Below are 25,080 nucleotides of genomic sequence, written 5' to 3'. Positions count from 1 at the left end.
AGCGGCTCATCACTCACCCCACGGAAAGCGTCCGCCCTGCTGCGAAAATCCCTGCGGACACTTCATACAACTCACTAGGACGCACTTTCCCTAAACAGTGACATACCATCTACATATTAATCTCCTATAAAAAAGCTGCCCTGTAATTCACCATACAGGGCAGCTCTTCTTATGCTATATTCTTCGTTCCCTTCCACAAAATCGATCCTATCATAGTAAGAAGTAATACGATCAAGCCTAAAACAAAGGGATAAATAATATGCACATCATATAATAATCCTGCTAATAGTGGGCCAAGCACATTTCCGATACTCATATATGCATTGTTCATCCCCATTGCAAATCCTTGTTCCTGTCCCGCGAGCTTCGATATGAGCGTCGTAAGTACTGGACGTAAAATAGAAGTGGAAAGAAAAATAATCATTGTAATAACGAAGAAAAATGCATAATTGGACACGACAATCGAAAGGAAAAATCCTAAAGCAGCGATACCTAAAAACAACTTTAACACGTTCGCCTCTCCAAAACGACGAACAATCCAGTCAACGACTAATAACTGAACGATTACACTGACAATACCAGTAGCGGTTATCATCCATGCAATGTCTTGTGGGGAAGCTCCGAATTCATTGTCCACAAAGAGGCCTAAAACTGATTCGTATGCCATCAACCCAAAGCTCATCACGAGGGTAATAACAAGTGGGACGAAATATGGCTTCTTAACTGATTGTACGATTTCTTTCACCATAGGCTCAGGTTTCTGTTCAGGAACCGTACTGTCTTCCGGTTTACTCTCCTTTAATACGAACAAGGAAAAGACAACCGCTAAAACACCTACAATGGCAGAAACTAAAAGAGGCATTTTCAAACTAAAATCTGCTAGAAAACCACCTATCCCAGGTCCAATAACAATACCGAGCGACATTGCTGCAGAGATAAAACTATTCCCTTTCGCTCGCTGCTCCATAGTTGTAATATCTGCCACGTATGCAAAAATTGCCGGTACTAATAATGCTGCACCTATACCACCAATTACGCGCGACACATATAAAACACCTACAGAATCCGAAAAATAAAAGACGAACATAGATAATGCCAAGCCGCTTAAACCTGCAATAATCATAATTCGTCTACCATATTTGTCTGCCCATTTCCCAGCAATCGGCGACATGATTAGCTGTGCTCCGGCAAAAATCGCAATCATCAGTCCCGCCGCTGTTCCACCTTGTCCGATAGACTTCAAATACGCTGGCAAAATGGGAATAATAATACCAAAACTTCCTATTGCGATAAACATATTTATCATTAAAACTAATAATTTCTTTCGTTGATCTTTCGTCATTTGTTACCTACTTTCATTCAAAAATAATTGTACACCTGCAACAGAATACCATGGTATCGGGTACTATACAAGAAACTAATTTTTAACTTCATGTAAAATTTTACTCATAAAGAACTCACCTTTGCACAAAAAAAGCTACCCGGCTAACTCCGAGTAACTCTCTTCTATTTATTCATTCAATTTCTCAAGCGTTTTGGCTGTTCCTTGCATTGGATAAGACTCAGCTAAAGCATCATAACCAACTTTTACTTGGTCGTATAGTTCGAGCATATCACGTTGAGCCATTGTAATCGTAAACCATGTTGCATCTTTTCCGTTATCAATTGCTTCTTCCACAGATAGTTTTTCCGCTTCCTCAGCCGTCAAATCATCTACCACAAGAATACTTGTGTTGTTCATATCTACAATAATTCCGGTCATATATCCAGTAGGTTTAGATTGGGTTGGATTTTTTTCATAAAACTGCATGATGAAATAAAAGATTGCACCAATAGCTATGATCATTAGGACTAGCATAATTGCAACAGTAGATCTTCCTTTCACATGAAATCCCCCTTACTTAGAAGCCACTTTTCGGAAGCCTTCTTCTAATAAATATGCCTTGGCTTCTGCATAGGAACCGAAACTTTCTTCTAAGTTGTAACCATGATAAATATTCCACATTTCATCTTCTTGTAATAAGGTTAGCTTAGCGTTTTCTTTGTTTTTCCACTCTTCTTCTACTTCTTCCTCAGTAACCTCTTCTTCCTCTGTTGCTAAATAAGCAATCGAGTCTTTAATCGTTTGTCTTAATTCGTCTGCAGAAGCATCCCGTATATTCAAAAGTCCTTTGTCATTGGCTTCTTCATATTGTGGAAGATCTCCTACATAAACAAATCCATTGCCATTCGGATGGAGGTGATAAACGACCGTCGTCTTTTCATATAAGCTTTCTTCGTAATGGTAATTCACTCGTTTTAAAGATACTTCTTTTCGAGTGAGCTCGGGAAATTCTTGAATAATTGCTTCTTTTTCTTCAAATGTTAGCATGTGATTCCTCTTTCTTTTCTCTTTTCATTTGTCTAGTATAGCATACTCCTTAACCTCTACGCGTCCACCATTCCGCAATAATAATAAAACAAATCACTACTGCAATTGCGACTGCAAAAAACCAATCCGGTAAACTACCCAACTGCCTTATTCCTCCTTGCTAATCTGCCTAACAAATCGACCGAAGTTTTGTGATGTAAATCCTTGAACCTTTTCTGTTGTATAACTTTTCAATAAATAATCCACGAAACTTTGTGTTTTCGAAGCGTCTTCCAATCCATCTACAAATTCATTTATACCATCGAAGTCTGAGCCCAATCCTATTAGATGTTCTCCACCAAGTGATACAATATGATCCACATGATTTACCAAATTCGACATATCCACATTAATTTCAGAATTGTTAATAAATTGTGGATAATAGACAATATGAATAGGTGAATCCCTTTCGATTAACGCTTTTAGTTGCTGATCTGTTAAATTTCTATTAGAGTCACATATGGCCCGAGCATTAGAGTGGCTTGCCATAAGCCATTTTGCTTTTGGAAGTACATCCCAAAATGACTTTTCACTTAAATGAGACACGTCGATAATAATATTGTGCTCGTTTAATAAGGCTACAACTTCTTGCCCAAATGAGGTCACCCCTGTTCCAGATTCTTCAGCAGCACCATCTGCTACAGCGTTTGCACCATTCCATGTAAGACCAACTAATTTAACCCCATGAGACAATAGTAACTTTAGCTTTTCTATATCTCCACCAATCATATCCAATCCTTCTAGTGACAATACTGCTCCGATTTGTCCATCTTGTAGTGTTTCTAGTTGATCCCACTTATAAATCGCTACGACATTATCATGTTTTCCAACAATTTCGGTATGGAAAAATTCAATTTGTCGTATGGCCTCCATGAACTGTTTTTCTTTTGGAAATCCTTCCGAAACAAACACCGCAAATACTTGTAGAGCAACTTTACCTGCTTCTAATCGCTCTTTATTTGCTTGTAGTAAAGGTGAATCGGTAAAAGAAATCGGTGATTCTGCTTTGGCAAGTTTATATAGCACATCACAATGTAAATCGTATACTTTCATCTCTTTCCTCCTAAAAAAACCGGTACTCTTCTAAAAAGAGGTACCGGTCTAATTTTATAGTAATTCCGCACGAAGTTGTTCAGCAGATTTTGGTGAAAGCAGTCCGAATGGAATATCGAATGCCGTTTTTGCACCACTTTGACCCGTTTGTCCTAAACGATAAGCAGCTCTTGCATACGCAACTAACACACTTGATGTAAAATTAGGGTTGCTTTCTAGCTTCAATGAAAACTCCATTAATTGTTTTTCTTCTGCACCGCTTTCGCCACTTCGAATAACGAATCCACCATGTGGCATCCCACTGTGGTTTTGTTGTAATTCTTCTTCCGAGATAAAGTGCACCGTTGTATCATAATCAGCGAAGTAGTTTGGCATAGTGACAATTTGTTGCTCTACTTCTTCCTGATTTGCTCCCTCTTCTAATACAACATAACATTCTCTCGTATGTTTTTCACGTGTAGACAGTGTTGGATGTTCACCGCTACGAACGCGTTCTACCGCTTCTTTCACAGGCAGAGTGTATTGAACCCCATTTTTTACTCCTTCAATTCGGCGTACCGCATCGGAATGCCCTTGGCTCAATCCATCGCCCCAAAAAGTATATGTATTACCTACAGGAAGTACTACTTCTCCAAGCAATCTATTTAATGAAAATAAACCTGGATCCCATCCAACGGAAATAACACTTATTTTATTAGAAGCTTTCGCAACTTTATCCACTTTATCAAAGAATTCCGGGATTAATGCATGTGTATCAAAACTATCTACTGTGTGGAAAATTTGCGCTATTTCTGGTGATTGTTCAGGTAGATCCTTGGCAGAACCGCCACATAAAATCATAACATCGATTTTATCTTGAAAATTTACTGCTTCTTCTACTAAATATACACCTACAGAAGCATCATTTACTTGAACAGTCGATGGGTCCCGTCTAGTAAATACGCCAACTAACTCCATATCAGGATTTTGTTTTACCGCTAGTTGGACTCCTCTTCCTAAGTTTCCGTAACCGATAATACCAATTCTAATTTTGCTCATTTACTTTTCCCCCATAATCACGATTTTCTAATATTAAAAATACATGCATATTACTTAACAGTCAACGAATAATTATTCAGGTGCCTCATCAGAAAAGGCAAGCCATTCTTCTCTAGATGGACCGTACATTCCCGGTACAACCAATCCTGCTTGTCTCATTAACACCGTAATTTGACCTCTGTGATGTATTTGATGGGATATTAGCACTTGCAGTATAGTTGCAACAGTCCACGTTTCTCCGTACATGTCCTTCTCTTCTACAAGAGTACCATCTGACCATTGATCTTTAATCGCTTGTACCATTGCATCACTAGACTCTTTGTATGCTATTGCCATTTGTTTTGCCGTTCCTGGTTTAGGGGCATCGTGCGGAGTAGCTTTAAATTGTAATCCGGTTTTTCCAATCATTTCATCGATTGTCACGACGATATGCCAAGCAAGTGTTCCTAGCGTTCTGCCTTCATCATAAACTTTTTGGTTTAAAGATTCGTCTGATAAAGTATTGAATATTTTAAGTGTAGAATCAGATTCATGTTTCCAGGTTGTCAAGAAATCTTCTAAAGTTCTTATCATCTATATCCCTCCAAAACTGTCTATAAGCTATATTTCGATACACTAAAGGTAGATTCCTGCCTACTTGCCAATAGATATTACCGCTATGTTATGGTAGACTAAAGGACAGACAATAAGAGGACGTGAGCGAATTGATTAAAATAGAATTACCAAAACCAACCGTAACAATCACCCAGCGTGAACAAGTACGTAAAGAAGGCGAGCTTGAAATACCATCTATTTATGGATTTATCGACTTCCACCAACTTCCACGAGATAAAGGCGGCATTTTTATGTTTTATAACAAAAATGATGAGCTTCTATTCGTTGGAAAAGCACGTAAAATAAGACAACGTATTAAAAAGCATTTTGAAGACAATGTATCGCCTATGATTAAACACCGTGACGAAGTATATAAAATCAGCGTGTGTATAGTAGATGAAGCGATGGATCGTGAAATTTATGAAACATATGCTATTAACACGTTAAAATCGAAGTACAATATCGACAAAGCATTTTTTAGATAAGTGTTCTCAGATGAAACACAAAGACTAATCTAGTCTTTGTGTTTTTTTAGTTACTTCACAGTCTCAAAAATACTTGTGCTATGAAGTGGCTGAACACGTGATTTAGGATCGATATACGTTTTAATATGGCTAATTGCAATTGGTACTTCTCCAAATCCAACTGCGATTAGTTTTACTTTCCCGTCATGCGTGCATACATCACCTGCTGCATATATCCCCTCTATATTCGTCTCCATTTTTTCATTTACCACGACTGAATTTTTTTGCATATCTAGTCCCCAATTTTTTAATGGACCAAGTGATGCAACATTTCCATAATTTACAATAACGTGATCAACTGCAATTCGTTGTTCCGATTTATCTTTTCCAACGAGAACCACTTCCTGAATCGTTTGCCCGTCTCCCACTAATTCTTTAATAGTAAAGGGTGTTTTCACTTGAACCTTAGAATTTTGCAGTTGCTGAACAGTCATTTCATGTGCCGTGAATTGTTCTTTACGATGGCAGATCGTTACGTTCGAAGCAACATCCTCCAACATCAAAGACCAATCGAGTGCAGAGTCTCCTCCACCTAATACGAGTACATTTGAGTCTTTAAAATGATTGATATCTTTTACTTTGTAATGAAGGTTTTTTCCTTCATACCCCACCGCTTCTGGAACATTTAACTTCCGCGGTTGGAAAGAACCGATACCAGCAGTAAGCAATATTGTTTTCGAATAATGTACCGCTTTATCGGTTGTTAATGTAAAATAATCCGGTAATTTTTCAAGCGACATTGCCGTTTCTTCCAAACAAATTGTTGGATTACTATAGGCCGCCTGTTCTTCCAAATTGGCCACTAAATCTTTTGCTAAAATCTTAGGAAGTCCACCAATATCGTATATATATTTATCTGGATAAAGTTCCATCAACTGACCACCCAATTGCGGCAAGCTATCCACTATTTTCACTTTCAAATCGCGTAGTCCCGCATAAAATGATGCAAATAATCCTGTTGGACCACCACCAATAATAATTACATCGTACAATTCCTCGTCCATTCTTACATCCACCTCACCGTTTTTTCAAGAATGAAAATGATTCTCAACTAAAGCTTAACATAGATTGAAACGACATTACAGAAATCGGTTTCGTATATCTGGAGTTGGTATTGTACAGCTATCTTTCTTTCCAAACCATTTATATCTATTTTTCGCAATTATTTTGTATACACTATTTCTGAATGGCTTAGGAAGTACTCTCAGCAAATAGAATCCTTTCCATATTCCATTCAAATGTCTACAAATTGCAAGTGCTGCATCTGAGGAATCATATACTGTATTATTATCAATTACTATCACACTATCCATTTGGTCAACAATTAAATGCTTTTTCTTTAGATCCTCTCCAACATCACTTTGTAATGCTGCAAAGCGGAAATATCCATGAGGATCTCTTTTGATAATGAATTGAACGCTTGCATCACAGAAGTTACATTCTCCGTCAAACAAAATAATAGCAGTCATACGAAATCCCTCCTTTCTTACAGTATATCAGTTATAACAGAAAAAGCCCCAGTACATAGCTATACTGAGGCATTACATTTACTGTTTGTCAGAAGGTGTATCCGAAGAACCTACTTCTTCCAAAATTTCAAAGCTGTTTTCATAATCCCTTATTCGAGGATCTTCATCTTCTACCGGTTGATCAGTTGTAGAATTTAGTAGTGATTCCTCTAAAGGACGTATTTCCTCATTCACTTCCTGCTGTGCGTGCTCCACACAAGTAGTCGCCGTTGGAACAGCTTCTAGCCTTTCAAATGGAATTTCTATTCCACACTCCGTACATTTACCATAAGTACCTTCATCTATAGCTTCTAACGCTTCTTTTATATCGGCAATCTCATCTTCATAATGGTTCCGTAATGCTAGCCGTGTATGTTTATCTGTTAAATCTGTCGCATTATCAGCTGGATGATTATCGTAATTGGATAACTCCGTTGTTTCAAATTCTTCGTCATTATCTATACTATGCTCTAATTCGCCTAAACGCTTTTGTAACGTACTTTTTATCCCGTCATATTTTGCCATTTAAATTCCTCCTTCACTTCTTTTAAGGATTCCCATATTTCAGTGAAATAAAACAATTTCCTATCGTGATTGAAACATTACATTATTTTCAGCTAATGAAGTATGATAAATAGAAAGGAGTGATTTTTATGGGTATTCATAAGTTTTTTATGAGCATGAATGATTTAGAAAGAATTATTCGGGCTCCTGGACGATTTAAATTTGAAGAGCATAATGTTGCGGCACATTCATGGAAGGTTTCCCAATATGCAATGTTCTTTGCTACAATAGAAGAAAACAATGGGGCTAAGATCAATTGGAAATCCCTTTATGAGAAAACGATTAACCATGACTTCGCAGAAATTTTCATCGGCGACATAAAAACACCAGTCAAACACGCTTCACCAGAATTGAAACAAATGCTTTCTCACGTAGAAGAAAAAATGATGGAAAAGTTTATTTTAGATGAGATTCCACCTGAGTTTCAACCGGTGTTTTTCGACCGAATGAAAGAAGGTAAAGACGAAACAATCGAGGGACGATTATTAGAACTCGCAGACAAATTAGACCAAGTTTACGAAGCTTTTGCAGAGCTGCAACGCGGCAATACAGATGTTGAATTCCTAATAATGTACGAGACTGCTTTAGAAAAAATCCTTCATATTCCGTTGCCCCACAGTATCGCTTATTTTAAAGAAGTAATGCTTCAAGATATAATAGCAGAGAAATCTGTTATCGACATAAAAACGATGACTTTAAAAATACTGGGGAAATAAAAAATATTTCCCCAAAAATACAATATATCGTATAATATAGTGTATACTATTATTGAACTATTACGACAATTGGGAGGAGGGTGTTGAATGCCAATACCTGTAAATCACGCAAAACCTGTACGCACTACCGCTAAACTCCATGCTTTCAACCAATTACAGCAATGGATTATTGACGGAACGCTTCAACCACAAGAAAAATTAAATGATCTTGAACTTGCAAAAGCATTAGGTGTAAGTAGAACGCCAATCCGAGAATCATTGCAACTTTTAGAATCACAAGGTTTCGTATCCATGCAGCCGGGAAGAGCTACACAAGTTACGGCGGTGGAAACGGAGGATATAAATAATCTTCTACCACCACTGGCTGTCTTGCAAGCGCTTGCAGCGGAACTTGCTATCCCGAATATAGACGAAGCCACACTTCAACTATTGGAGGAAAAAAACAAGCAATTTGCAGAAGCACTCCATGCGAAAGAATTCACTACTGCCTTAAAAGTAGATGAAGAGTTTCACCAAATTATTGTAGATAGTGCGAATAATCCATACATACATTCTATGGTAGAAATGCTTCAAGCTCATGTGCGAAGACTATTCTATTATGAAAAGATTATTTTAAGAGAATATTCCATCGAACAACATGAAGAAATTATTAAACTTCTTCGAGAAAAAGATGCACAAAAATTAGCAGAAACAATGCGTTCAAATTGGATTTATACAATTGAAGAATTTTAAAAAAAGATTCATTCCCATTATTTAGTGGGAATGAATCTTTTATTTTTAAGCGGTTTCTGTTTGTTGGAATCTTGCAATGATTCCAGTAATAATCGTAACAACAATAACTGGAATCAGCCATCCTAAACCAACGTCATAAAACGGTAAACTATTCTCATAAAACGATACGATCGGCTTCAACCAACCGTAATATTCGATGTCCAAAGAGCCGCATAACGCTTTAAAACCATCAATAACACTTATTAAAAATGTAACAAACATAACTGTTCCATATACGATTCTTGCATGATTAAATAATGGAGATAGGAACGTCAACAAGATCAATACAATCGCTAAAGGATAAAGTAACATTAACACTGGAATAGAATACGTAATAATATTAGATAAACCAAAATTAGCAATAATACAAGTAAACACACTGAAGAAAATGACAAAAGCCTTATAACTAATTTTCGGTAATAACGTATGGAAGTACTCTCCACATGCAGTAGTTAAACCAATACTTGTAGTCAGACATGCTAAGAAGATTACTATAGATAAAAGAACCGCTCCAAAAGAACCGAAATAATGCTCTGCAGCACTATTTAACACTGGTCCCCCATTATCAAACAAGCCAAAAAGTTCTGTACTAGTCGCCCCTAAATAAGCAATTCCTGCATAAATAACACCTAAGAAGAAAATTGCAACACCACCAGCTTTCGCCGTTGCTCCAATAATTCCCTTCGTTGAAGTAACACCCATTGATCGAATGGCAGTGATTACAATAATACCAAATACTAACGATGCCAATGCATCCATTGTATTGTAGCCTTCTGTAAATCCAGTCATGAATGCTTTGTCCACATAACTTCCGTGAGGTTCTTCAAATCCACCCATCGGTTTAAAGACAACGAATAATAATAAAATTAATAAACCAATGATTATTCCCGGCGCTAAATACTTCCCTACATTGTCCACAATTTTAGATGGATTTAACGAAAATAACATCGTAATTCCAAAGAAAAATATCGTAAAGATCAGTAATCCAGTCTGCGCAAAATCTGCAGGGATAAAAGGTAAAATACCTATCTCATAGGAAACTGCCCCCGTTCTTGGAAGTGCAAAGAACGGTCCGATTGTTAAGTACAAGAGTGCAGTAAATATTACCGCAAATATTGGATGCACTCTGTTTGATAAATCTTGTAAATTTTTGCTTCCTGAAAAGCCCATTGCAAGTGTTCCTAAGAAAGGTAATCCTATTCCGGTTGCTAAAAAACCAAAAACTGCTGGCCATAGATTAGTACCAGCATTTTGTCCTAAACTTGCTGGAAATATTAAATTGCCTGCTCCGAAAAACAGTGCAAATAACATTACCCCGATAACAAGGTAATTGGAAAATGTTATTTTCTTGTCCATTCTTTCTTCCTCCTGTGATATAAGAAATAATCATTTCTTGTTGTTTGTAGAATGTTCTCTAAGATGAATGCTATACCAATGATTTTTCTACATCACTTCTGTATGCAATATATCAGATATGATAATACTATGGTTTAAGTCAGAATGCAATATATTAATCGAAATTAATAGAACATTTATTTTATTAGAATAACATTCTTTCTAAAAGCAATAATGGAATTTAAGTATGGCTTGTTTTCAGGTGATTCTAACTGGTGATAAACTTTGTAATATAGGGAAAGTGCGTCTGTGGCAATGGCTGCTAGTATTTCCCCTGAATGAGTGGGTAATCAATCATCAACACCACTTCACATACGAGGCATACCGTCTACTTTATAACCTCCCAAAGCAAAAAGAAGCGAACATCTTAAGATAAACTCTTAAAGTGCTCGCTTCTATTTTTATTACTATTTATCTTCCGGAAAGAGTACTTCCTTTAGTTCATCGTCGGAAGAGTTATCTGTGAGTTTCACTCTAGCCCGATAAGCTGCTCGTGTAATTAGATGCCCTGCAACAGGTGCTGTTAAAAACACAAAAACAATACCGAGAAGTAATCGTACACTGATAAAACCTTCATGTACCCAGAAGTAAACAAATGCACCCGATAGGGACAATAATACAGCTAATGTCGAACTTTTTGTTGCCGCATGGGATCTTGTGTATACATCAGGCAAGCGGATTATCCCAAGTGCACTAATTACACTCATAATACTACCAAGCAATATAAGCAAAGCTGCTCCCAACTCAATTGTCTGACTTGCGTTCAACGATAACCCCCCTCTCCACATATTTGGAAATAGCGATCGTACTGATGAAAGCAAGTATTCCTAAAATTAGAATCGCTTCTAAAAAAGCTTTCGTCTTTAACACAATAGAGATAACAGCAATCATAGAGATTAAATTCACACCAATCATATCTAGAGCAACTGCCCGGTCTGGCATAGATGGCCCTTTAAAAATTCGAATTAATGCGATTGCAATGGAAATAGCAAATAAAGTAAGTGCCACTAGAAGTATTTTCTCTACCATTAGCGCGTCACCTCCATAATTGCTTTTTCAAACTTAGTAATGGAACGCAGAACATCCGCTTTTGACTGCTCTATATCCATTGCATGAATATAAAACATATCTCCAGCCGGATTTACTTCCATGACGACGGATCCCGGTGTCAAAGTAAGTAACATCGCGAGGGTTGTTATTTCCCAATCCCCTTTAAGTTCCGTTTTATAAGTAAAAATCCCCGGTTTTATCTTTAACTGCGGACTTAGTATTTGCTTAATTATCAGTACACTAGACGCAGCCAATTCAGATATAAATATAAATATCAGTTTAATAATCGAGTACAATCTTCTTAAATAGAATTGCGTACCAAAAAAGCGGTGCATTAAGAAAAGAATAACGATACCAACGAGGAATCCAGCAAAAAAGGTTGTGATTTTTAGCTCGTCTTCATCCTGCAGGAGCATCCAGAGAAATGCTATAAATAAATTAAATAAAAACTGTGCTGGCACTTGTCGTCACCTCTCCCATTATTTATTTCCACCAAATACTGCTTCAATATAAACAGAAGGGTTGGCTAATGTATGTGCTGCATCACTTACATATCCCGATATAAATTCTGCTCCAAGACCAAGGGAAATCGTACCGATGGCAAGCAACACAATAGGGATAATCATTCCTTTTTTCAAAGGCACCTCATCTTCAAGACTAATTATTGTTTCTCCAAATATGGAATTCAAGAAAATTCGAAGAAGTGAATATAACACCACAATACTTGATAGAAACGCAAGTGCTAGTAAAATATAAGAACCCGACTCAATTGCGCCTTGTCCAACTAATATTTTCCCGACAAACCCACTAAGCGGCGGTATTCCAGCAAGCGAACAAGTAACAACAAACACCATCCAACCGAACAGAGGATAGTTTCTAATCAACCCACTTATTTCATTAATTTTCGTTTTTCCAGTTAAGGCAATCATCGTACCAGCTATTAAAAACAGCATCGCTTTTGCAATCATATCGTGCATGACATAATAGATGGAGCCTTCAAATGATACTTGCGTAGCAACTGCTAGCCCGATTAATATAAATCCAACTGCAATCACTACATTATAAGAGGCGATTAAACGAACATCCTTGTAGGCAATCGCACCTATACATCCTAAAATTAACGTCACTCCAGCCATAATTCCGATCAATGTATGTGTAATTGAAGGTTCATGGTAGAAAATGAGCGTGAAAGTACGAAATAGAGCATAAATACCGACCTTTGTTAATAATGCACCGAACAATGCTGCAATCGCTGTTGGAGGTGCGCTATATGAACCAGGTAACCAGAAGAACAATAACAATCCTGCTTTTAAACTAAAAACGATTAAAAATAGAATACTAATTGTTGTGAGCAATGGCCCCTGCCCGGCCTCTGCCACTCTTTCCGACAAATGAGCCATATTTAATGTACCTAGTGTGCCGTACAAATAAGCAAGTGCAACTAAGAAAAACCAAGAAGAAAGAATATTAATAACTACATACTTAATGGATTCTCTAAGCTGCGCTTTCTTCCCTCCTAAAGTGACTAACACGTAAGAAGCAAGAAGCATCACTTCGAAACAGACAAATAAGTTGAACAAATCACCAGTTAGAAAAGAGCCATTTACACCAGCGATCAAAAATAAAACAAATGGATAAAAGAACATTTTCTCATGACTTTCTCCAATGGAAGAAAAAGCATAGATCAGACAAATCGCCGTTACAATATTCGCCGTTAAGACAAACAACATGGCAAACGAGTCTGCTACAAAGAGAATACCAAACGGAGGCTCCCAGCCGCCAAAGTCTCCTCGGAGAATTCCCCCCGTTTGTATTTTGTTCAGTATATAGAGACTAATCCCGACCAAACCTAGCATCGTCACTAAACTAATTACACGCTGCGTTTTAACATATGGTCGCAGGAATACGAGTATAACCCCAATAATGATTGGGATTATTAAAGGTAGTACAATTATATTATTCATCATTTGTCCCTCTCAATGCATCTAGATCATCCGTCCCAATATCTTGATATGCGCGATACGCCAATACAAGTATGAATGCCGTTACTGCAAAACTAATAACAATTGCCGTTAATATTAATGCTTGTGGCAAAGCATCTGTATATGGAGGATCTGCTTCCGTTAATAATGGAACGTTTCCTGTTTTCAAACCACCCAACGTTAAAATGAGCATATGAACAGCATGAGAAAGCACTGCAGTGCCTAGAATTACCCGAATAATATTTCGAGAGAGGATTAAATACGTTGCAACGGCAACTAATATACCGATTAGTAATATTATCAACGTTTCCATAGTCTATTCCTCCTCACTAATACTTAAAATTATTGTTACAACTACACCAACTACTGCAAGTGCCACGCCAGCTTCAAAAATCGTTACAGTCGTTAGCTCCGTTTTACCGAATACAGGCAAGTCAAAATAAGCAAATGTTTGGGACATGAAAGGAACACCTAATAGCAAAGAACCAAATCCAGTACCAGTCGCCAGTAACACACCAAACGCTGCAACAAGTTTAAAATCGAGCGGCAGACTTTTTTGAACCGTTTCGATATCATGCGATAGATATAAAAGAACAATAGCAGACGCCAATACTAATCCACCGATAAATCCACCACCAGGGGTATTATGACCAGAGAGGAACAAATACACACCGAATGTTAAAATGATAAATACGACAATTTTTGTAACTGTGCGTAAGATAACATCATTTATTTTCAATATTTTCATCCCCCTTTTTCGCTCTTAGCTTAATCATGGTATAAACACCTAAGCCAGCTATAAAGAGAACGACTACTTCAAGCATCGTATCAAAACCACGGAAATCTCCTAAAATAGCATTAACGATATTTGCACCGCCTGCCAATTCATAAGCATCCTCGAAAAACGAGGAAATCGAATCAAATCGATCATAATTTAATACAGCTAAAGCCACTAATACAACAACCGCTCCAGTTCCCACTGAAATCATTGCATTTGTTGTCTTCGTTTTGGAAGAAACTTTTTCCATTTTCCAATCAGGCAAATGAGAGAAAGCTAAAAGGAACAATACAGTCGTAATCGATTCCACTACTAACTGCGTTAACGCTAAATCTGGTGCTCGGAAAACAACGAAAAAGATGGAAATCGAATATCCTAAAACCCCATTTAACAAGGTTGCCGTCATACGCGACTTGGCAAATAACATCGCCACTGCAGCCACTGCCATCACCCCAACCAAAACAACTTCATAAGATCTTATTCTTACATCCATTGAAAAGCTAGGTGAAAATGCTCCAGAATAAAAGAAGAACCCTCCTACCGTTAATATAAAGAATAGATAAATATAAACTAAATAGTCTCTTAATAAGCCTGTCATATACTTGTTCGTCAGAGCGGTGGATGTACTTTCTCCAAATGCTAAAAAGTTATTATAAAATGCATTAAACGTAAATCTAGAAGATAATAATCCATATACTGGCTTCCACTTTTTAAGCAATCGATATAGTAACACCCCAACTAAAATAACACCAATTGTCATGAGCAATTCAGGCTTAATCCCATGCCATGCAGAAATATGGGGTGTAAGATTTGCCGTATCCCCAAATGTCGGATAAATACTAGCCATTGCCGGCTTTAGTATATATGCTCCCAAAAGATTCGGGAAAAAGAAAATGCCTACAACGAACACACTTAAAATTATCGGAGACACAAGCATTCCCATTGGAGCTTCATGAATAGGCTTATCCAATTTCTCTGGTTGAACTGGTCCAAGAAATGTTTTAAAGATAATAATCATACAGTAGATGAATGTAAATACACTTGCTATCCATGCAATAACGGGGAAAATAATTCCTAATGATTGTAACGAAAATACATCTGCATTCATTATTTGAATAGTTGCTGCAAAAAACATTTCCTTACTCAAAAATCCATTAAACAACGGCAACCCAGCCATTGATAGACTTCCAATAACCCCTACAGTAAAAGTAAATGGCATATAAGTCATCAATCCACCTAATCGACGGATATCTCGAGTACCTAGCTCATGGTCGACAATCCCGACAACCATAAATAGAGCCCCTTTAAACGTAGAGTGATTAATAAGATGAAACAAAGCTGCGAATGTAGCCTGTGTATAAATAATAGAATCCTTCGAATAACCGTACTGCAAGGCAATAGAACCCAATCCAAGTAAACTCATAATAAGACCAAGCTGACTAACAGTAGAATACGCTAATAGCGCTTTTAAATCGGTTTGACGAACGGCATTAAACGATCCCCAAAATAATGTAACCATGCCGATACCACTTACAGTCCAAAACCAAATCTGATCCCCACCAAAAACTGGTGTAAAACGAGCGACCAAATAAATCCCCGCCTTCACCATCGTAGCGGAGTGTAAGTATGCGCTAACTGGGGTTGGTGCTTCCATTGCATCTGGCAACCAAATATGAAAAGGAAACTGTGCAGATTTAGTAAATGCCCCGAGCAATACTAAAATCATCGCTGGAATGAATAATGCATGATCTGTAAAGTCCCCTATGGTTGCAATAATTTCACGTATACTAAAGGAACCAGTCATTGTATGGAGCATGATGAACCCAACGAGCATCGCAATCCCACCACTTACCGTAATAAGCATTGCCTTCTGCGCGCCAAGTCTCGATGCCTTACGATGGTTCCAAAATGCAATTAATAGGAAAGAAGAAACACTCGTTAATTCCCAAAACACATATAATACCATTAAGTTATCGGAAAACACGACACCAAGCATGGCACCCATGAATAATAGAAGATAGCAATAAAAATGTTGGAGTGATTCTTTCGTTGAAAGATAAAAAATAGAATAGAGAATGACTAAACTTCCTACACCGGTAATAAGTAATCCTAATATCATACTTAGACCATCTAAATAAGTTGTGAAATTAATATTTAACGAGGGTATCCAATTGTAAGTGTGGATTAATGTTTCACCGCTCGCTACTGAGGGAATCAACCTAGCGAGCATAATAAATAGCGTTATAGGCACTAACATGACTAACCATCCGATATGTAATAGTTGGAAACGCCTATAGATGAATGGCACGAGTGCAGCTATTATAAATGGAATAATAATAGCGAAAGTAACTGAAAACAAATTGTAGCCTCCTATTTCCAAAACGTATTGTATGAATTTTTAGTTTTGAAAGATTTATTTCATTTGAAAGGGATACTTGACTATCCCAGAAACTAGTAGCATAATAGGAATCCATATGAGGTCCTTATAGTACTTCAGAAGAATTTGGGGTGTTTAACATTGCCTGTTTAAGCGAAAAGCAATAATAATGCTTTTCATATAAAAGATGAATACATGAATATACACTGTAGAATATATCAAGTTAAATTATACACGAAAGAACTACTCACTGCACTTGATGTGAATGTAGGCAGAACATTTTGAATAAAACATGCATGTAGATAGATGAAAACTAATTAATAAAAACGAGGTGTAGACAACCGTGAAACACAGAAAAGGTCGAATGGATGAAAGTATACTTGTCTGCGTATACTACGGCCCAAATGGAGAACGACTGATAAGAAGAGGACATAAGATGGCAAGCATGCTAGATTGCCCGCTTTACATTCTAACTGTTGACCCACTTCCATATGATGCGTTCGACGCTGAAAGATCTGGATATATTGAAGATTGGAAAAACCTGTCGGAGGAATTAGAAGTAGAAGAATTTATCATTCGTGATAATGAAAGACGTCCTTCTTCGAAAGTTATTAAAGAAGTTGCTCATCAACTAAATATTACACAAATTGTTATTGGACAAACTGCTCAAAGTAGATGGGAAGAAATCACAAAAGGTTCTTTTATGAACGTGCTATTAAGAGAAATCCCTTTTGTCGACTTCCATGTCGTTTCAGTCGAACGTTCTATTAAAGAGGAAGAAGAAGGCATATTTGAAAAAGGAGTCCGCGCCTATTTAGTTACTGACGGAGACTCCTACAAAGTTTCTTTTACTTGCGCCAAAAACATGTGCCAAGAAGGAATTTTCTTTAAAGAAATAGGAACAGATTTCGACAATGGAATTTTCAAGTTTATGCATAATAACAAAATGCATCAAGTCCATATACAAGATAATTTAGTTACAGATTCATCTCAAGTACCAGATGGCTGTAGTGTAAAATTATAAAAGGGAGACTCAAATGAGTTTCCCTTTTTTATTTTTGTGCTAGTGAAATTTTCCGATCTCTTGGTAGGGCAAATGCTACGAGTCCTATGATTGGCAATATAGAAACAATAATCATCGTTGTATAAACTCCCACATGGTCCATTAGAATACCAATGACTACAGCTCCTAGAGCTCCCATCCCAAACGCAAGTCCAACAGTCAGTCCTGCCATCGTCCCGATTTTACTCGGCACAAGCTCTTGCGCATACACAACAGTGACCGAAAAACTTAACATGATGAAGAAACCGATCAAAACCAATAAAATTACAACCATCAAAATCGGAACATACGGCAATACTAACGAAAGCGGAATTGGCACAAGTACCGAAAGCAAAATAACATTTTTTCTTCCTAGTCGATCTGCCCAAGGTCCTCCGAAAAACGTCCCTACTGCTCCAAGCGCTAGGAAGATAAATATAAACAACTGACCTTTCTGTATCGAAAAACCGTAGTTCTCCATTAAATGAAATATGTAGAAATTTGTCATATTCGTCACATAAAAAGATCGTGCAAAAATAATAATCATTAAAAGGCTTAATGCAATTCCTACTTGTTTTTTAGATAGTGCTGGTAGTGATGAAAGAAGTGTCTTTTTCTTCTTAGCTAAACTTTCTTCCTCCAGTTGCTTTTTATACCATGCTGAAATTTTTGATAAAATGAAAATCCCAACAGCTGCCACTACTAAAAAAAGTGCGGCTCCTTTTTGACCAAGTGGTACAAGGATAAATGCACTAATTAATGGAGCTAGTGCTTGTCCAGAGTTTCCCCCTACTTGATAAATCGACTGAGAAAGTCCTCTTTTAGAACCTGCTGCCATAAAAGAAACTCTAGACCCTTCTGGATGAAACACTGCAGAACCAAGCCCTAAAAAAATAACAGAAACTAAAATTAACCAATATTCAGGTGCAAACGCAAGTCCTGCCATTCCTATAAAGGAACTGGTCATACCTAATGGAAGTGCATAAGGCATAGGTTTTTTATCGCTTATAAAGCCTACAACGGGTTGTAAAATAGAGGCAACGATATTTAACATAAAAGAAATTAACCCCAACTGAGTAAAAGTTAAGCCAATTTCCTTTGCTAGCACTGGGAACATTGCCGGAATAACAGCTTGAAGCGAATCATTAAATAAGTGGCAAAGACCAATCGCAAACATAATTGGATAAACTGGTGTTCCTAATCTACTTGAAACAGTTCCGCTCGTCATTTTATATATCACACTCTTTCTACACTCGAAATATTAACTGTAAATTCATTATAGCGCAAACCTTTATAATATGATTGCATTTTTACATAATACGGATAGTTGCAAGCTTCACGGCAATACTAAAAAAAAGTTATCTTATAGAGGGGTTTGAATAGAAATATGGACACGTTTTTCGAATTGAACTTTTGGGAAATGATTTTAAGGACGACTATTTCCTTTTTTGCGTTATTAGTATTAGCAAGAGTTCTTGGTAAAAAACAACTTAGCCAGCTTACATTTTTTCACTACATTACTGGAATTTCATTTGGCTCCATTGCTGCAGAAATTGCTTCGCAAAAAGAAACTCCTTTTCTCGATGGCATGGTTTCATTAGTATGGTGGACTGTTCTTACATTGTTCATGAGCTACATTTCATTAAAATCTACAAAATTACGTGTGCTAGTTGACGATGAGCCAACAATTATTATTAAGGATGGGGAGATTTCCGTAAAATCTTTGAAGTCTTCACGCCTGCATATGGACGATGTGTTAATGATGTTAAGAGAACAATCCATCTTCTCCATTCAAGATGTACATTATGCCGTACTCGAAACAAATGGAGAGTTAAGTGTTTTTAAGAAAATGGCGCAACATGAAGCAACAAAATTAGACGTCAAAGCAGATGTATCGCTTCCTGCATTTATGCCTTCTGAAATTATTTCGGATGGGAAAATTGTTCAAAAAAACTTGAAGGAGCTCGATCTAACAGAGGATTGGGTAATGAAGAAACTTCGGAAACATGGAATTGATTCAGTCGCTGACGTTTTTTATGCCCAGCTTCAAACGAATGGCTCGTTGTATATCAGCTTAAAAGAGAATGGTATTTGAAAATTACTATAGTATTTACTTATTTAACGGACGAGCAACGAGCTCGCCCGTTTTATCTCACATAAATGCGATTACTTCTTCTACTAGCTGTTTTGGTGCTTCGTACATGCTCATATGACCTGCATCATGTAATAGTACTTGTTTTATATGGTTTCCGTTCGTTGTAAAGACCTTTTCAGAAGGTATTAGTTGATCTGCTTCCCCCGCAATTAATAATACTGGTAGATTTGTGGTTTCTATGATTTTTCGACGATCTATTCGATTCTTCATGGCAATCAGTGCATGTTTGGCACCTTCGGGAGAAGTGGAATAGCCGATTTTTTTCACTTTTTCTATTTCCTTTGAGTGACTTTCCAAATGCTTAGGTGAAAATAGTTTTGGAACTAATCCATTTATAAATACTTCCATTCCCTCTGTATCTATTTTATTCAAAGAAGCGTCCCTTCCTTCTTTTGCTTCCTGTGAATCTGGGTAACCAGTAGAATGGATTAATGAAAACCCCTTTAAACGATCACTATACTTTTCTGCAAAGGCAAGTGTAATATAACCTCCTAATGAATGACCAAACATCGTGACTTGATCAATTTTCAGTACGTCTATAAAATCTTTTATAAATGTAGCATATTGATCTATTTCTTTTATATTTCCCTGCACCGCTGACTCCCCATGACCAGGCAAATCTAATGCAATCACTCGGTTCGTTTGTGAGAGTTCTTCGAAAACATTATCCCAATAACCCGAACTCCCACAAAATCCATGAATGAGTAGGATGGGTTCCCCATTTCCTTCTTCTCTGTATGCTACATTTACTTGATTGACTTGAATGTTCATTTCGCTCATCTCCTTATTTAGTCGATAGTTGTTGCACAACTTCATTAAGCTGCTGGATGTTAACGGTTGTTACTTCTTTATTTGATAACTCATATTTTTCTTTTAGTGCAATAATGCGGCGCACGCTTTCGTTTATTCTTTCCTCTGTAATTTCTCCGTCATTTACCGATTTTTCAATTGCCTCTATCGCCATTAGAACATTGTCATAATCATGGGCGATTAACACAATATCATTTCCTGCTTTTACTGCTTGGACAGCCGCTTGACCAATTTCATAATGGTCGATGATTGCATTCATCGTCATATCATCCGTCATCACAACGCCGTCAAACTGAAACTGCTCTTTTAGTATTCGAGTAATAATTTCATGCGACATAGAAGATGGAAACGTATCATCAATCTTAGGCAATAAAATATGTGCAACCATCACAACATCGGCACCTTCTTCCATCGCACGTTGAAACGGAATCAATTCAAGCTTCTGCAAATCCTTTAAGCTTTTTTCGATAATCGGCAATTCCAAATGTGAATCCACTGCTGTATCACCATGCCCCGGAAAGTGCTTTACAACAGAAATAATGTTTTGACTTTGAATACCTTTCATCGTTTGAATACCAAGTTTACTAACGATATCCACATCATTTCCAAACGAACGGTCCCCAATCACCGGATTTTTTGGATTACTATTCACATCCAGCACTGGAGCAAAATCGAGATTAAATCCGAATGCTTTCATTTCTTCTCCTAAGTGGGTGCCTATTTTGTAAGAATAGGAAGGATCATTCAGTTTTCCGATTTCCTTATTAGTCGGTAACTTGTTCAGTCCCGGTAATCTTGAAATTCTGCCGCCTTCTTGATCGACTCCCAGAAAAGGTGGGAACTTTTCATTTTCACTTTCTTTTTTTATCGCATTTAATAATGTGGTTGTTTCGTTTACATCTTTTAAATTATTTGCATAAAAAATGAGACCACCTACTTTGTCAGTTGAAACTAATCGCTTTGTCTCTTGAGAGATGGTAGTTCCTTTCACTCCCGCAAAAATCATTTGACCAATCTTCTCTTTTAAAGTCATCTCATTTATTATCGGATTTTCTTGATCAACTGCTTCTGTAACAACAGATATATGATCGACTAATGGGTTTGGTTCACTTTCAGTTGGTTTCGGAATAATCCACTTTAGTTGATAACTCGGCTCTACTTCATAGACAAGTATTAGTAGTCCTGCCGTATCATATTTAATTTCATCTTCTTCTCCTTTTACCTTTTCAATATCTTTTAAACGTATTTGCTGGATAGCCTCAGAGTCCGTTCTAATATCGAAAACAACTTCAGACTGATGACCAATCGTCGCTTTTTTGGTTGGGTAATCTTCATATATAGCTGTGGCCAAATTACTTTTTTTTGCTGATTCTCCCCATAAATCATACACTTCCTGTATACCCGTTTTTCCAGCAACAAACGGTACATCTAATACTTGACCTCTTGAGGCAAGCTCAAAGACAAGTTCAACAAGTGATTCTGTCTCTGGCACTTCAACATTAGATTGTTTTTCTTGATCAATCGTTTCGTTCGTTTTATCTTTATCTTCCATCACCATCACAATAACCGAGATAATAATAAATAATAAGAAAATGAGTCCAACTTTTTTTGTCATTCAAGAACCCTCCTTCTTATTGGTTTTCCCTTCTTTCCCATTCTATAACCGTCGCCTTTATACCTTTATTTCTATAAGTATAGTTTTTATACTTGATATATTTTTTATACCATTTTATAATGAAATAGAAAAGAGGGATAAATCCGATGAAAATTTGTCCATATTTAGAATCATCTTTTGAAATACTTGGACGACGATGGAATGGTTTAATCGTTCATTACTTATTTAATTGTCCCAATTATTGCGCCCATTTCTCGGATATGAAAAAGGATTTAAACGACATCACGCCTCGTGCATTGTCACTTAAGTTAACGGAACTAGCGGAACACGGGCTAGTCGAGAAAAAAACGACAGTAGAGCCATCTGTCCAAATTTCTTACCATTTATCAGTTGCCGGACAAGAACTTGCAGAAGCACTTAAACCGGTACATGCATGGGCAAAACAACATATTACATTACAAAAGGGGAAATAACATGACGAATAATAATTCGATGATGTGTGATTTAGAAACAGGTATTTGTGGACCAGCAGGAGAAGGAAATTCTGAAATGGAGCTAATCGATTTAACTGCTCCAACTAAAAAAATCGATCTATATTATGTAACTGATCCAATTTGCTCGCATTGCTGGGCACTAGAACCGACATTACGTAAGTTTATGGAAGAGTACGGTCAGTATGTCAATCTGCATACATTAATGGGTGGATTACTTGAAAAATGGGACGGATTCGCCGATGTATCTAACGGAATTTCCGGACCTGGTGACGTAGCAGGGCACTGGCGAGAAGTAGGAGACCATACACGTATGCCAATCGACGGTAGCTTCTGGTTCGAGGATCCGGTTACTTCATCTTATATCCCATCCCGTGTATATAAAGTAGTGCAACAAAAAGATGCTAGCTTAGCTCCTGTGTTTTTGAGAAAAGCAAGAGAAGCCGTATTCCCGTTCAATAAAAATATTAGTAACGACCAATTACTAATCGAAATTGTTAACAGCATCGGGCTAAACGGAGAAGAGATTGTTAAAGAATCTCATCTTCCAGCTGCACAAGAACGTCTACAAGAAGATTTCATCATGGCAAGTAGACTAGGCGTACGCGGCTTCCCAACAATCATTTTCTTAAATGAAGAACAAAAAGGGGTAAAAGTTGTAGGAGCTCGCCCTTATGACAATTACGTGCAAGCATTAAAACAAGTATTGCCTGAAGAAAATATCCAACCAAAAACGGTCCATACATTACAAAAAGTATTGCAAAAAGAAGGGCTATTATTCTCTCGTGAAATCGAAGATCTTTATAATTTAGCTCAACAAGATGTCGCTGCTTTCGTGGAAAAAGAATTAGCTGCTAATAGCTATGTAGTAGAAGAAGTACTTGGTGAAAAATATATTAAACTGAATTAGTAGACGCAAAATGCCATTGGGGTACTGTTGTACTCCAATGGCATTTTAGAATTGAGTATTTATGCTAGTAGATAATTGCTTTTACAAGCATTTCTGTCCTATTATAAGTTCTCATAAGCCATCTTCCGAATAATTTGTTCATGATCCGGATATTTCTCTAATAATTCACTTTGCGTGAAGAGCTCAAAGTCTTCAAAATCAAAACCAGGGGATACCATACATCCTACAAGCGAAAATGCTCCATTATCCACAACCGATGAGCCAAAAATTGAATTTCGAGGAACAAGCACTTGGGGAGATTCCCCATTTGCGATATCTAGTCCTAGTTTATGCTCTACATAATTTCCTTCTTCATCAATCACATGTACGATTAGCGAACTTCCACCATGGAAGTACCATAATTCATCCGATTTCAGTCGGTGAAAATGCGATACATCGCCTTCTCCTAACAAAAAATAAATACTTGTGTACTGTTTTCGTGTCTTTCCAAAAGCATCGTATGTCTCTTTAGAAGCGTATGTGCTTTTATAATATCCACCTTCTGGATGTGCTTCTAAACCTAGATGTTGTATATAATAATCTGCGTCTTTATACATTACACTTCTTTCCTTTCTAAGTGCTTTATACAGTTAAATAGATGACATAAGTTTTTACCATCTTGAAGCTCTACTACAGTAACCGAGGTGTTGCCTATATCATTTTCAAAATCTCCATGGGGAATTAATACTTTCAGAAGCCTTCCGATAAACCCACCATGACTTACGACTAAAACTCGTTTACCAGGATGTGCTTCTTTCATATCTTCAATAAAGGACATCCCTCTAGAAATAATCGTTTCCTCTGGTTCAAAACCAATGTCTTGCTTCCTCCATTCTAGACCCCACTTCGCTACTCGTTCTGCTTCGGTAGTGCCCTCAATGATTCCCCCACCGATTTCACCTAAACGCTTATCTATATGAAATGGAAGTGTTGGCTGCTTTTCAGCAATAATTTCTGCCGTTCTTTTGGCACGAATTAAAGGACTTGTATAAATAACATCCCACTCTTCATGTACCATTCTATTAGCAATACGCTCAGCCATTTGGATGCCCTCTTCATCAAGCGGCACATCCGTATATCCTTGAGCTCGTCCTTCTTTATTCCACGCTGTTACACCATGCCTTATAAAACCGATTGTTGTCATATTCTAATCCCCTTTGCTTTTTCTTTAACTCTTTACTGAAATTTACTACGAAAACACACTTTCGGCAACATATTAAATAGATTGATTAAATCGTTCTTATTTTTAATTTCGACT

The 25,080-nt window shown here is 37.2% G+C and carries 29 protein-coding genes; 7 read left to right on the top strand and 22 right to left on the bottom strand.

The genetic code is table 11. The features are described 5' to 3' along the window. Positions 1-169: 169 nt before the first annotated feature. From ACIQ38_RS12715 to ACIQ38_RS12690, 6 genes are all read right to left on the bottom strand, one after another. Entirely contained in the window at positions 170-1,342 is a 1,173-nt protein-coding gene (locus ACIQ38_RS12715) for an MFS transporter (RefSeq protein ID WP_402823225.1), read from the bottom strand. A 168-nt stretch (positions 1,343-1,510) separates the two neighbouring features. Continuing rightward, the gene (locus ACIQ38_RS12710) at positions 1,511-1,885 is read right to left on the bottom strand and encodes a DUF3221 domain-containing protein (protein ID WP_402823222.1); all 375 of its coding nucleotides are present in this window, start codon (positions 1,883-1,885) and stop codon (positions 1,511-1,513) included. A 12-nt stretch (positions 1,886-1,897) separates the two neighbouring features. Continuing rightward, complete coding sequence (locus ACIQ38_RS12705; protein WP_402823219.1) at positions 1,898-2,371, bottom strand: hypothetical protein; 474 nt, start codon at positions 2,369-2,371, stop codon at positions 1,898-1,900. Between the two features lie 147 nt (positions 2,372-2,518). Then, on the bottom strand, positions 2,519-3,463 hold the full coding sequence (locus ACIQ38_RS12700) for a dipeptidase (protein ID WP_402823216.1): 945 nt from the start codon (positions 3,461-3,463) through the stop codon (positions 2,519-2,521). Between the two features lie 54 nt (positions 3,464-3,517). Next, positions 3,518-4,501, bottom strand: coding sequence for a diaminopimelate dehydrogenase (locus ACIQ38_RS12695; protein WP_402823213.1), 984 nt, complete (start codon positions 4,499-4,501; stop codon positions 3,518-3,520). A 72-nt stretch (positions 4,502-4,573) separates the two neighbouring features. Next, the gene (locus tag ACIQ38_RS12690) at positions 4,574-5,074 is read right to left on the bottom strand and encodes a DinB family protein (protein WP_402823210.1); all 501 of its coding nucleotides are present in this window, start codon (positions 5,072-5,074) and stop codon (positions 4,574-4,576) included. 131 nt (positions 5,075-5,205) lie between these two features. On the opposite strand from ACIQ38_RS12690, the gene ACIQ38_RS12685 reads away from it, so the two are divergent. Beyond that, a complete protein-coding gene (locus tag ACIQ38_RS12685) occupies positions 5,206-5,580 on the top strand; it encodes a nucleotide excision repair endonuclease (protein WP_402823207.1) in 375 nt (124 codons plus the stop codon). Positions 5,581-5,630: 50 nt separating this feature from the next. Here ACIQ38_RS12685 and ACIQ38_RS12680 read toward each other — a convergent pair whose 3' ends face one another. The 3 genes from ACIQ38_RS12680 to ACIQ38_RS12670 form a co-directional block, all read right to left on the bottom strand. Then, positions 5,631-6,635 (bottom strand): NAD(P)/FAD-dependent oxidoreductase, encoded by a 1,005-nt coding sequence (locus ACIQ38_RS12680; RefSeq protein WP_402823204.1) that lies wholly within the window; start codon positions 6,633-6,635, stop codon positions 5,631-5,633. Between the two features lie 63 nt (positions 6,636-6,698). Then, positions 6,699-7,088 carry a thiol-disulfide oxidoreductase DCC family protein gene (locus tag ACIQ38_RS12675; RefSeq protein WP_402823201.1) on the bottom strand — a complete coding sequence of 130 codons (390 nt, stop codon included), beginning with the start codon at positions 7,086-7,088 and terminating at the stop codon, positions 6,699-6,701. A gap of 78 nt (positions 7,089-7,166) precedes the next feature. Continuing rightward, complete coding sequence (locus tag ACIQ38_RS12670) at positions 7,167-7,652, bottom strand: TraR/DksA C4-type zinc finger protein (protein ID WP_402823198.1); 486 nt, start codon at positions 7,650-7,652, stop codon at positions 7,167-7,169. A gap of 128 nt (positions 7,653-7,780) precedes the next feature. Between ACIQ38_RS12670 and ACIQ38_RS12665 the strand changes: the two genes are divergently transcribed. Together ACIQ38_RS12665 and ACIQ38_RS12660 are read left to right on the top strand one after the other, a co-directional pair. Beyond that, positions 7,781-8,407: a YfbR-like 5'-deoxynucleotidase gene (locus ACIQ38_RS12665; RefSeq protein ID WP_402823196.1), complete on the top strand. Its 627-nt coding sequence runs from the start codon at positions 7,781-7,783 to the stop codon at positions 8,405-8,407. Positions 8,408-8,494: 87 nt separating this feature from the next. After that, complete coding sequence (locus ACIQ38_RS12660) at positions 8,495-9,139, top strand: GntR family transcriptional regulator (RefSeq protein ID WP_402823193.1); 645 nt, start codon at positions 8,495-8,497, stop codon at positions 9,137-9,139. Positions 9,140-9,184: 45 nt separating this feature from the next. Here the strand turns inward: ACIQ38_RS12660 and brnQ are convergent, their stop codons facing one another. From brnQ to ACIQ38_RS12620, 8 genes are all read right to left on the bottom strand, one after another. After that, positions 9,185-10,534 carry a branched-chain amino acid transport system II carrier protein gene (gene brnQ / locus ACIQ38_RS12655; RefSeq protein ID WP_402823190.1) on the bottom strand — a complete coding sequence of 450 codons (1,350 nt, stop codon included), beginning with the start codon at positions 10,532-10,534 and terminating at the stop codon, positions 9,185-9,187. A 446-nt stretch (positions 10,535-10,980) separates the two neighbouring features. Beyond that, positions 10,981-11,340: a Na+/H+ antiporter subunit G gene (locus ACIQ38_RS12650; RefSeq protein WP_402823187.1), complete on the bottom strand. Its 360-nt coding sequence runs from the start codon at positions 11,338-11,340 to the stop codon at positions 10,981-10,983. Further along, positions 11,318-11,602, bottom strand: a complete 285-nt coding sequence (locus ACIQ38_RS12645; protein ID WP_402823184.1) for a Na(+)/H(+) antiporter subunit F1 — start codon at positions 11,600-11,602, stop codon at positions 11,318-11,320. The genes ACIQ38_RS12650 and ACIQ38_RS12645 overlap by 23 nt, the downstream gene beginning before the upstream one ends. Further along, positions 11,602-12,084, bottom strand: a complete 483-nt coding sequence (locus ACIQ38_RS12640) for a Na+/H+ antiporter subunit E (RefSeq protein WP_402823181.1) — start codon at positions 12,082-12,084, stop codon at positions 11,602-11,604. The genes ACIQ38_RS12645 and ACIQ38_RS12640 overlap by 1 nt, the downstream gene beginning before the upstream one ends. 18 nt (positions 12,085-12,102) lie before the next feature. Next, positions 12,103-13,587: a Na+/H+ antiporter subunit D gene (locus ACIQ38_RS12635; protein ID WP_402823178.1), complete on the bottom strand. Its 1,485-nt coding sequence runs from the start codon at positions 13,585-13,587 to the stop codon at positions 12,103-12,105. Continuing rightward, positions 13,580-13,918 carry a Na(+)/H(+) antiporter subunit C gene (locus ACIQ38_RS12630; RefSeq protein WP_402823174.1) on the bottom strand — a complete coding sequence of 113 codons (339 nt, stop codon included), beginning with the start codon at positions 13,916-13,918 and terminating at the stop codon, positions 13,580-13,582. Before ACIQ38_RS12630 ends, ACIQ38_RS12635 begins: the two co-directional genes overlap by 8 nt. Positions 13,919-13,921: 3 nt before the next feature. Beyond that, the gene (locus tag ACIQ38_RS12625) at positions 13,922-14,344 is read right to left on the bottom strand and encodes a Na(+)/H(+) antiporter subunit B (protein ID WP_402823171.1); all 423 of its coding nucleotides are present in this window, start codon (positions 14,342-14,344) and stop codon (positions 13,922-13,924) included. After that, complete coding sequence (locus tag ACIQ38_RS12620; RefSeq protein WP_402823168.1) at positions 14,331-16,742, bottom strand: Na+/H+ antiporter subunit A; 2,412 nt, start codon at positions 16,740-16,742, stop codon at positions 14,331-14,333. Before ACIQ38_RS12620 ends, ACIQ38_RS12625 begins: the two co-directional genes overlap by 14 nt. A 361-nt stretch (positions 16,743-17,103) precedes the next feature. On the opposite strand from ACIQ38_RS12620, the gene ACIQ38_RS12615 reads away from it, so the two are divergent. Then, the gene (locus tag ACIQ38_RS12615; RefSeq protein WP_402823165.1) at positions 17,104-17,784 is read left to right on the top strand and encodes a universal stress protein; all 681 of its coding nucleotides are present in this window, start codon (positions 17,104-17,106) and stop codon (positions 17,782-17,784) included. A 28-nt stretch (positions 17,785-17,812) separates the two neighbouring features. Here the strand turns inward: ACIQ38_RS12615 and ACIQ38_RS12610 are convergent, their stop codons facing one another. Further along, a complete protein-coding gene (locus tag ACIQ38_RS12610) occupies positions 17,813-19,030 on the bottom strand; it encodes an MFS transporter (protein WP_402823162.1) in 1,218 nt (405 codons plus the stop codon). A gap of 159 nt (positions 19,031-19,189) precedes the next feature. Here ACIQ38_RS12610 and ACIQ38_RS12605 point away from each other — a divergent pair, with 159 nt between their 5' ends. Beyond that, positions 19,190-19,897 (top strand): YetF domain-containing protein, encoded by a 708-nt coding sequence (locus ACIQ38_RS12605; protein ID WP_402823159.1) that lies wholly within the window; start codon positions 19,190-19,192, stop codon positions 19,895-19,897. Positions 19,898-19,954: 57 nt separating this feature from the next. On the opposite strand, the gene ACIQ38_RS12600 is transcribed toward ACIQ38_RS12605, so the two are convergent. Next, on the bottom strand, positions 19,955-20,728 hold the full coding sequence (locus ACIQ38_RS12600) for an alpha/beta fold hydrolase (RefSeq protein ID WP_402823156.1): 774 nt from the start codon (positions 20,726-20,728) through the stop codon (positions 19,955-19,957). Between the two features lie 13 nt (positions 20,729-20,741). Next, entirely contained in the window at positions 20,742-22,382 is a 1,641-nt protein-coding gene (gene nagZ / locus ACIQ38_RS12595) for a beta-N-acetylhexosaminidase (protein WP_402823154.1), read from the bottom strand. A gap of 146 nt (positions 22,383-22,528) precedes the next feature. Between nagZ and ACIQ38_RS12590 the strand changes: the two genes are divergently transcribed. Both ACIQ38_RS12590 and ACIQ38_RS12585 read left to right on the top strand, forming a co-directional pair. Next, positions 22,529-22,855, top strand: a complete 327-nt coding sequence (locus ACIQ38_RS12590; RefSeq protein ID WP_402823152.1) for a winged helix-turn-helix transcriptional regulator — start codon at positions 22,529-22,531, stop codon at positions 22,853-22,855. 1 nt (position 22,856) lies between these two features. Beyond that, a complete protein-coding gene (locus tag ACIQ38_RS12585; RefSeq protein WP_402823149.1) occupies positions 22,857-23,783 on the top strand; it encodes a DsbA family protein in 927 nt (308 codons plus the stop codon). A 101-nt stretch (positions 23,784-23,884) separates the two neighbouring features. On the opposite strand, the gene ACIQ38_RS12580 is transcribed toward ACIQ38_RS12585, so the two are convergent. Next, complete coding sequence (locus ACIQ38_RS12580; protein ID WP_402823146.1) at positions 23,885-24,379, bottom strand: cupin domain-containing protein; 495 nt, start codon at positions 24,377-24,379, stop codon at positions 23,885-23,887. Beyond that, complete coding sequence (locus ACIQ38_RS12575; protein ID WP_402823143.1) at positions 24,379-24,966, bottom strand: histidine phosphatase family protein; 588 nt, start codon at positions 24,964-24,966, stop codon at positions 24,379-24,381. Before ACIQ38_RS12575 ends, ACIQ38_RS12580 begins: the two co-directional genes overlap by 1 nt. Positions 24,967-25,080 lie beyond the last annotated feature (114 nt).

Origin of the sequence: Psychrobacillus sp. NPDC096389 (assembly GCF_044762855.1) — a bacterium.
GTDB lineage: Bacteria > Bacillota > Bacilli > Bacillales_A > Planococcaceae > Psychrobacillus.
This window is presented reverse-complemented; position numbering and strand designations above follow the sequence as displayed.

Excerpts from the sequence above, each read along its gene's own strand:
- ACIQ38_RS12690 (WP_402823210.1), bottom strand. The coding sequence starts at position 5,074 with ATGATAAGAACTTTAGAAGATTTCTTGACAACCTGGAAACATGAATCT.
- ACIQ38_RS12670 (WP_402823198.1), bottom strand. The coding sequence starts at position 7,652 with ATGGCAAAATATGACGGGATAAAAAGTACGTTACAAAAGCGTTTAGGC.
- ACIQ38_RS12585 (WP_402823149.1), top strand. The coding sequence starts at position 22,857 with ATGACGAATAATAATTCGATGATGTGTGATTTAGAAACAGGTATTTGT.
- ACIQ38_RS12590 (WP_402823152.1), top strand. The coding sequence starts at position 22,529 with ATGAAAATTTGTCCATATTTAGAATCATCTTTTGAAATACTTGGACGA.
- ACIQ38_RS12695 (WP_402823213.1), bottom strand. The coding sequence starts at position 4,501 with ATGAGCAAAATTAGAATTGGTATTATCGGTTACGGAAACTTAGGAAGA.
- ACIQ38_RS12665 (WP_402823196.1), top strand. The coding sequence starts at position 7,781 with ATGGGTATTCATAAGTTTTTTATGAGCATGAATGATTTAGAAAGAATT.
- ACIQ38_RS12635 (WP_402823178.1), bottom strand. The coding sequence starts at position 13,587 with ATGAATAATATAATTGTACTACCTTTAATAATCCCAATCATTATTGGG.
- ACIQ38_RS12660 (WP_402823193.1), top strand. The coding sequence starts at position 8,495 with ATGCCAATACCTGTAAATCACGCAAAACCTGTACGCACTACCGCTAAA.
- ACIQ38_RS12575 (WP_402823143.1), bottom strand. The coding sequence starts at position 24,966 with ATGACAACAATCGGTTTTATAAGGCATGGTGTAACAGCGTGGAATAAA.
- brnQ (WP_402823190.1), bottom strand. The coding sequence starts at position 10,534 with ATGGACAAGAAAATAACATTTTCCAATTACCTTGTTATCGGGGTAATG.
- ACIQ38_RS12610 (WP_402823162.1), bottom strand. The coding sequence starts at position 19,030 with ATGACGAGCGGAACTGTTTCAAGTAGATTAGGAACACCAGTTTATCCA.
- ACIQ38_RS12580 (WP_402823146.1), bottom strand. The coding sequence starts at position 24,379 with ATGTATAAAGACGCAGATTATTATATACAACATCTAGGTTTAGAAGCA.
- ACIQ38_RS12600 (WP_402823156.1), bottom strand. The coding sequence starts at position 20,728 with ATGAACATTCAAGTCAATCAAGTAAATGTAGCATACAGAGAAGAAGGA.
- nagZ (WP_402823154.1), bottom strand. The coding sequence starts at position 22,382 with ATGACAAAAAAAGTTGGACTCATTTTCTTATTATTTATTATTATCTCG.
- ACIQ38_RS12715 (WP_402823225.1), bottom strand. The coding sequence starts at position 1,342 with ATGACGAAAGATCAACGAAAGAAATTATTAGTTTTAATGATAAATATG.
- ACIQ38_RS12675 (WP_402823201.1), bottom strand. The coding sequence starts at position 7,088 with ATGACTGCTATTATTTTGTTTGACGGAGAATGTAACTTCTGTGATGCA.
- ACIQ38_RS12700 (WP_402823216.1), bottom strand. The coding sequence starts at position 3,463 with ATGAAAGTATACGATTTACATTGTGATGTGCTATATAAACTTGCCAAA.
- ACIQ38_RS12630 (WP_402823174.1), bottom strand. The coding sequence starts at position 13,918 with ATGGAAACGTTGATAATATTACTAATCGGTATATTAGTTGCCGTTGCA.
- ACIQ38_RS12705 (WP_402823219.1), bottom strand. The coding sequence starts at position 2,371 with ATGCTAACATTTGAAGAAAAAGAAGCAATTATTCAAGAATTTCCCGAG.
- ACIQ38_RS12645 (WP_402823184.1), bottom strand. The coding sequence starts at position 11,602 with ATGGTAGAGAAAATACTTCTAGTGGCACTTACTTTATTTGCTATTTCC.
- ACIQ38_RS12605 (WP_402823159.1), top strand. The coding sequence starts at position 19,190 with ATGGACACGTTTTTCGAATTGAACTTTTGGGAAATGATTTTAAGGACG.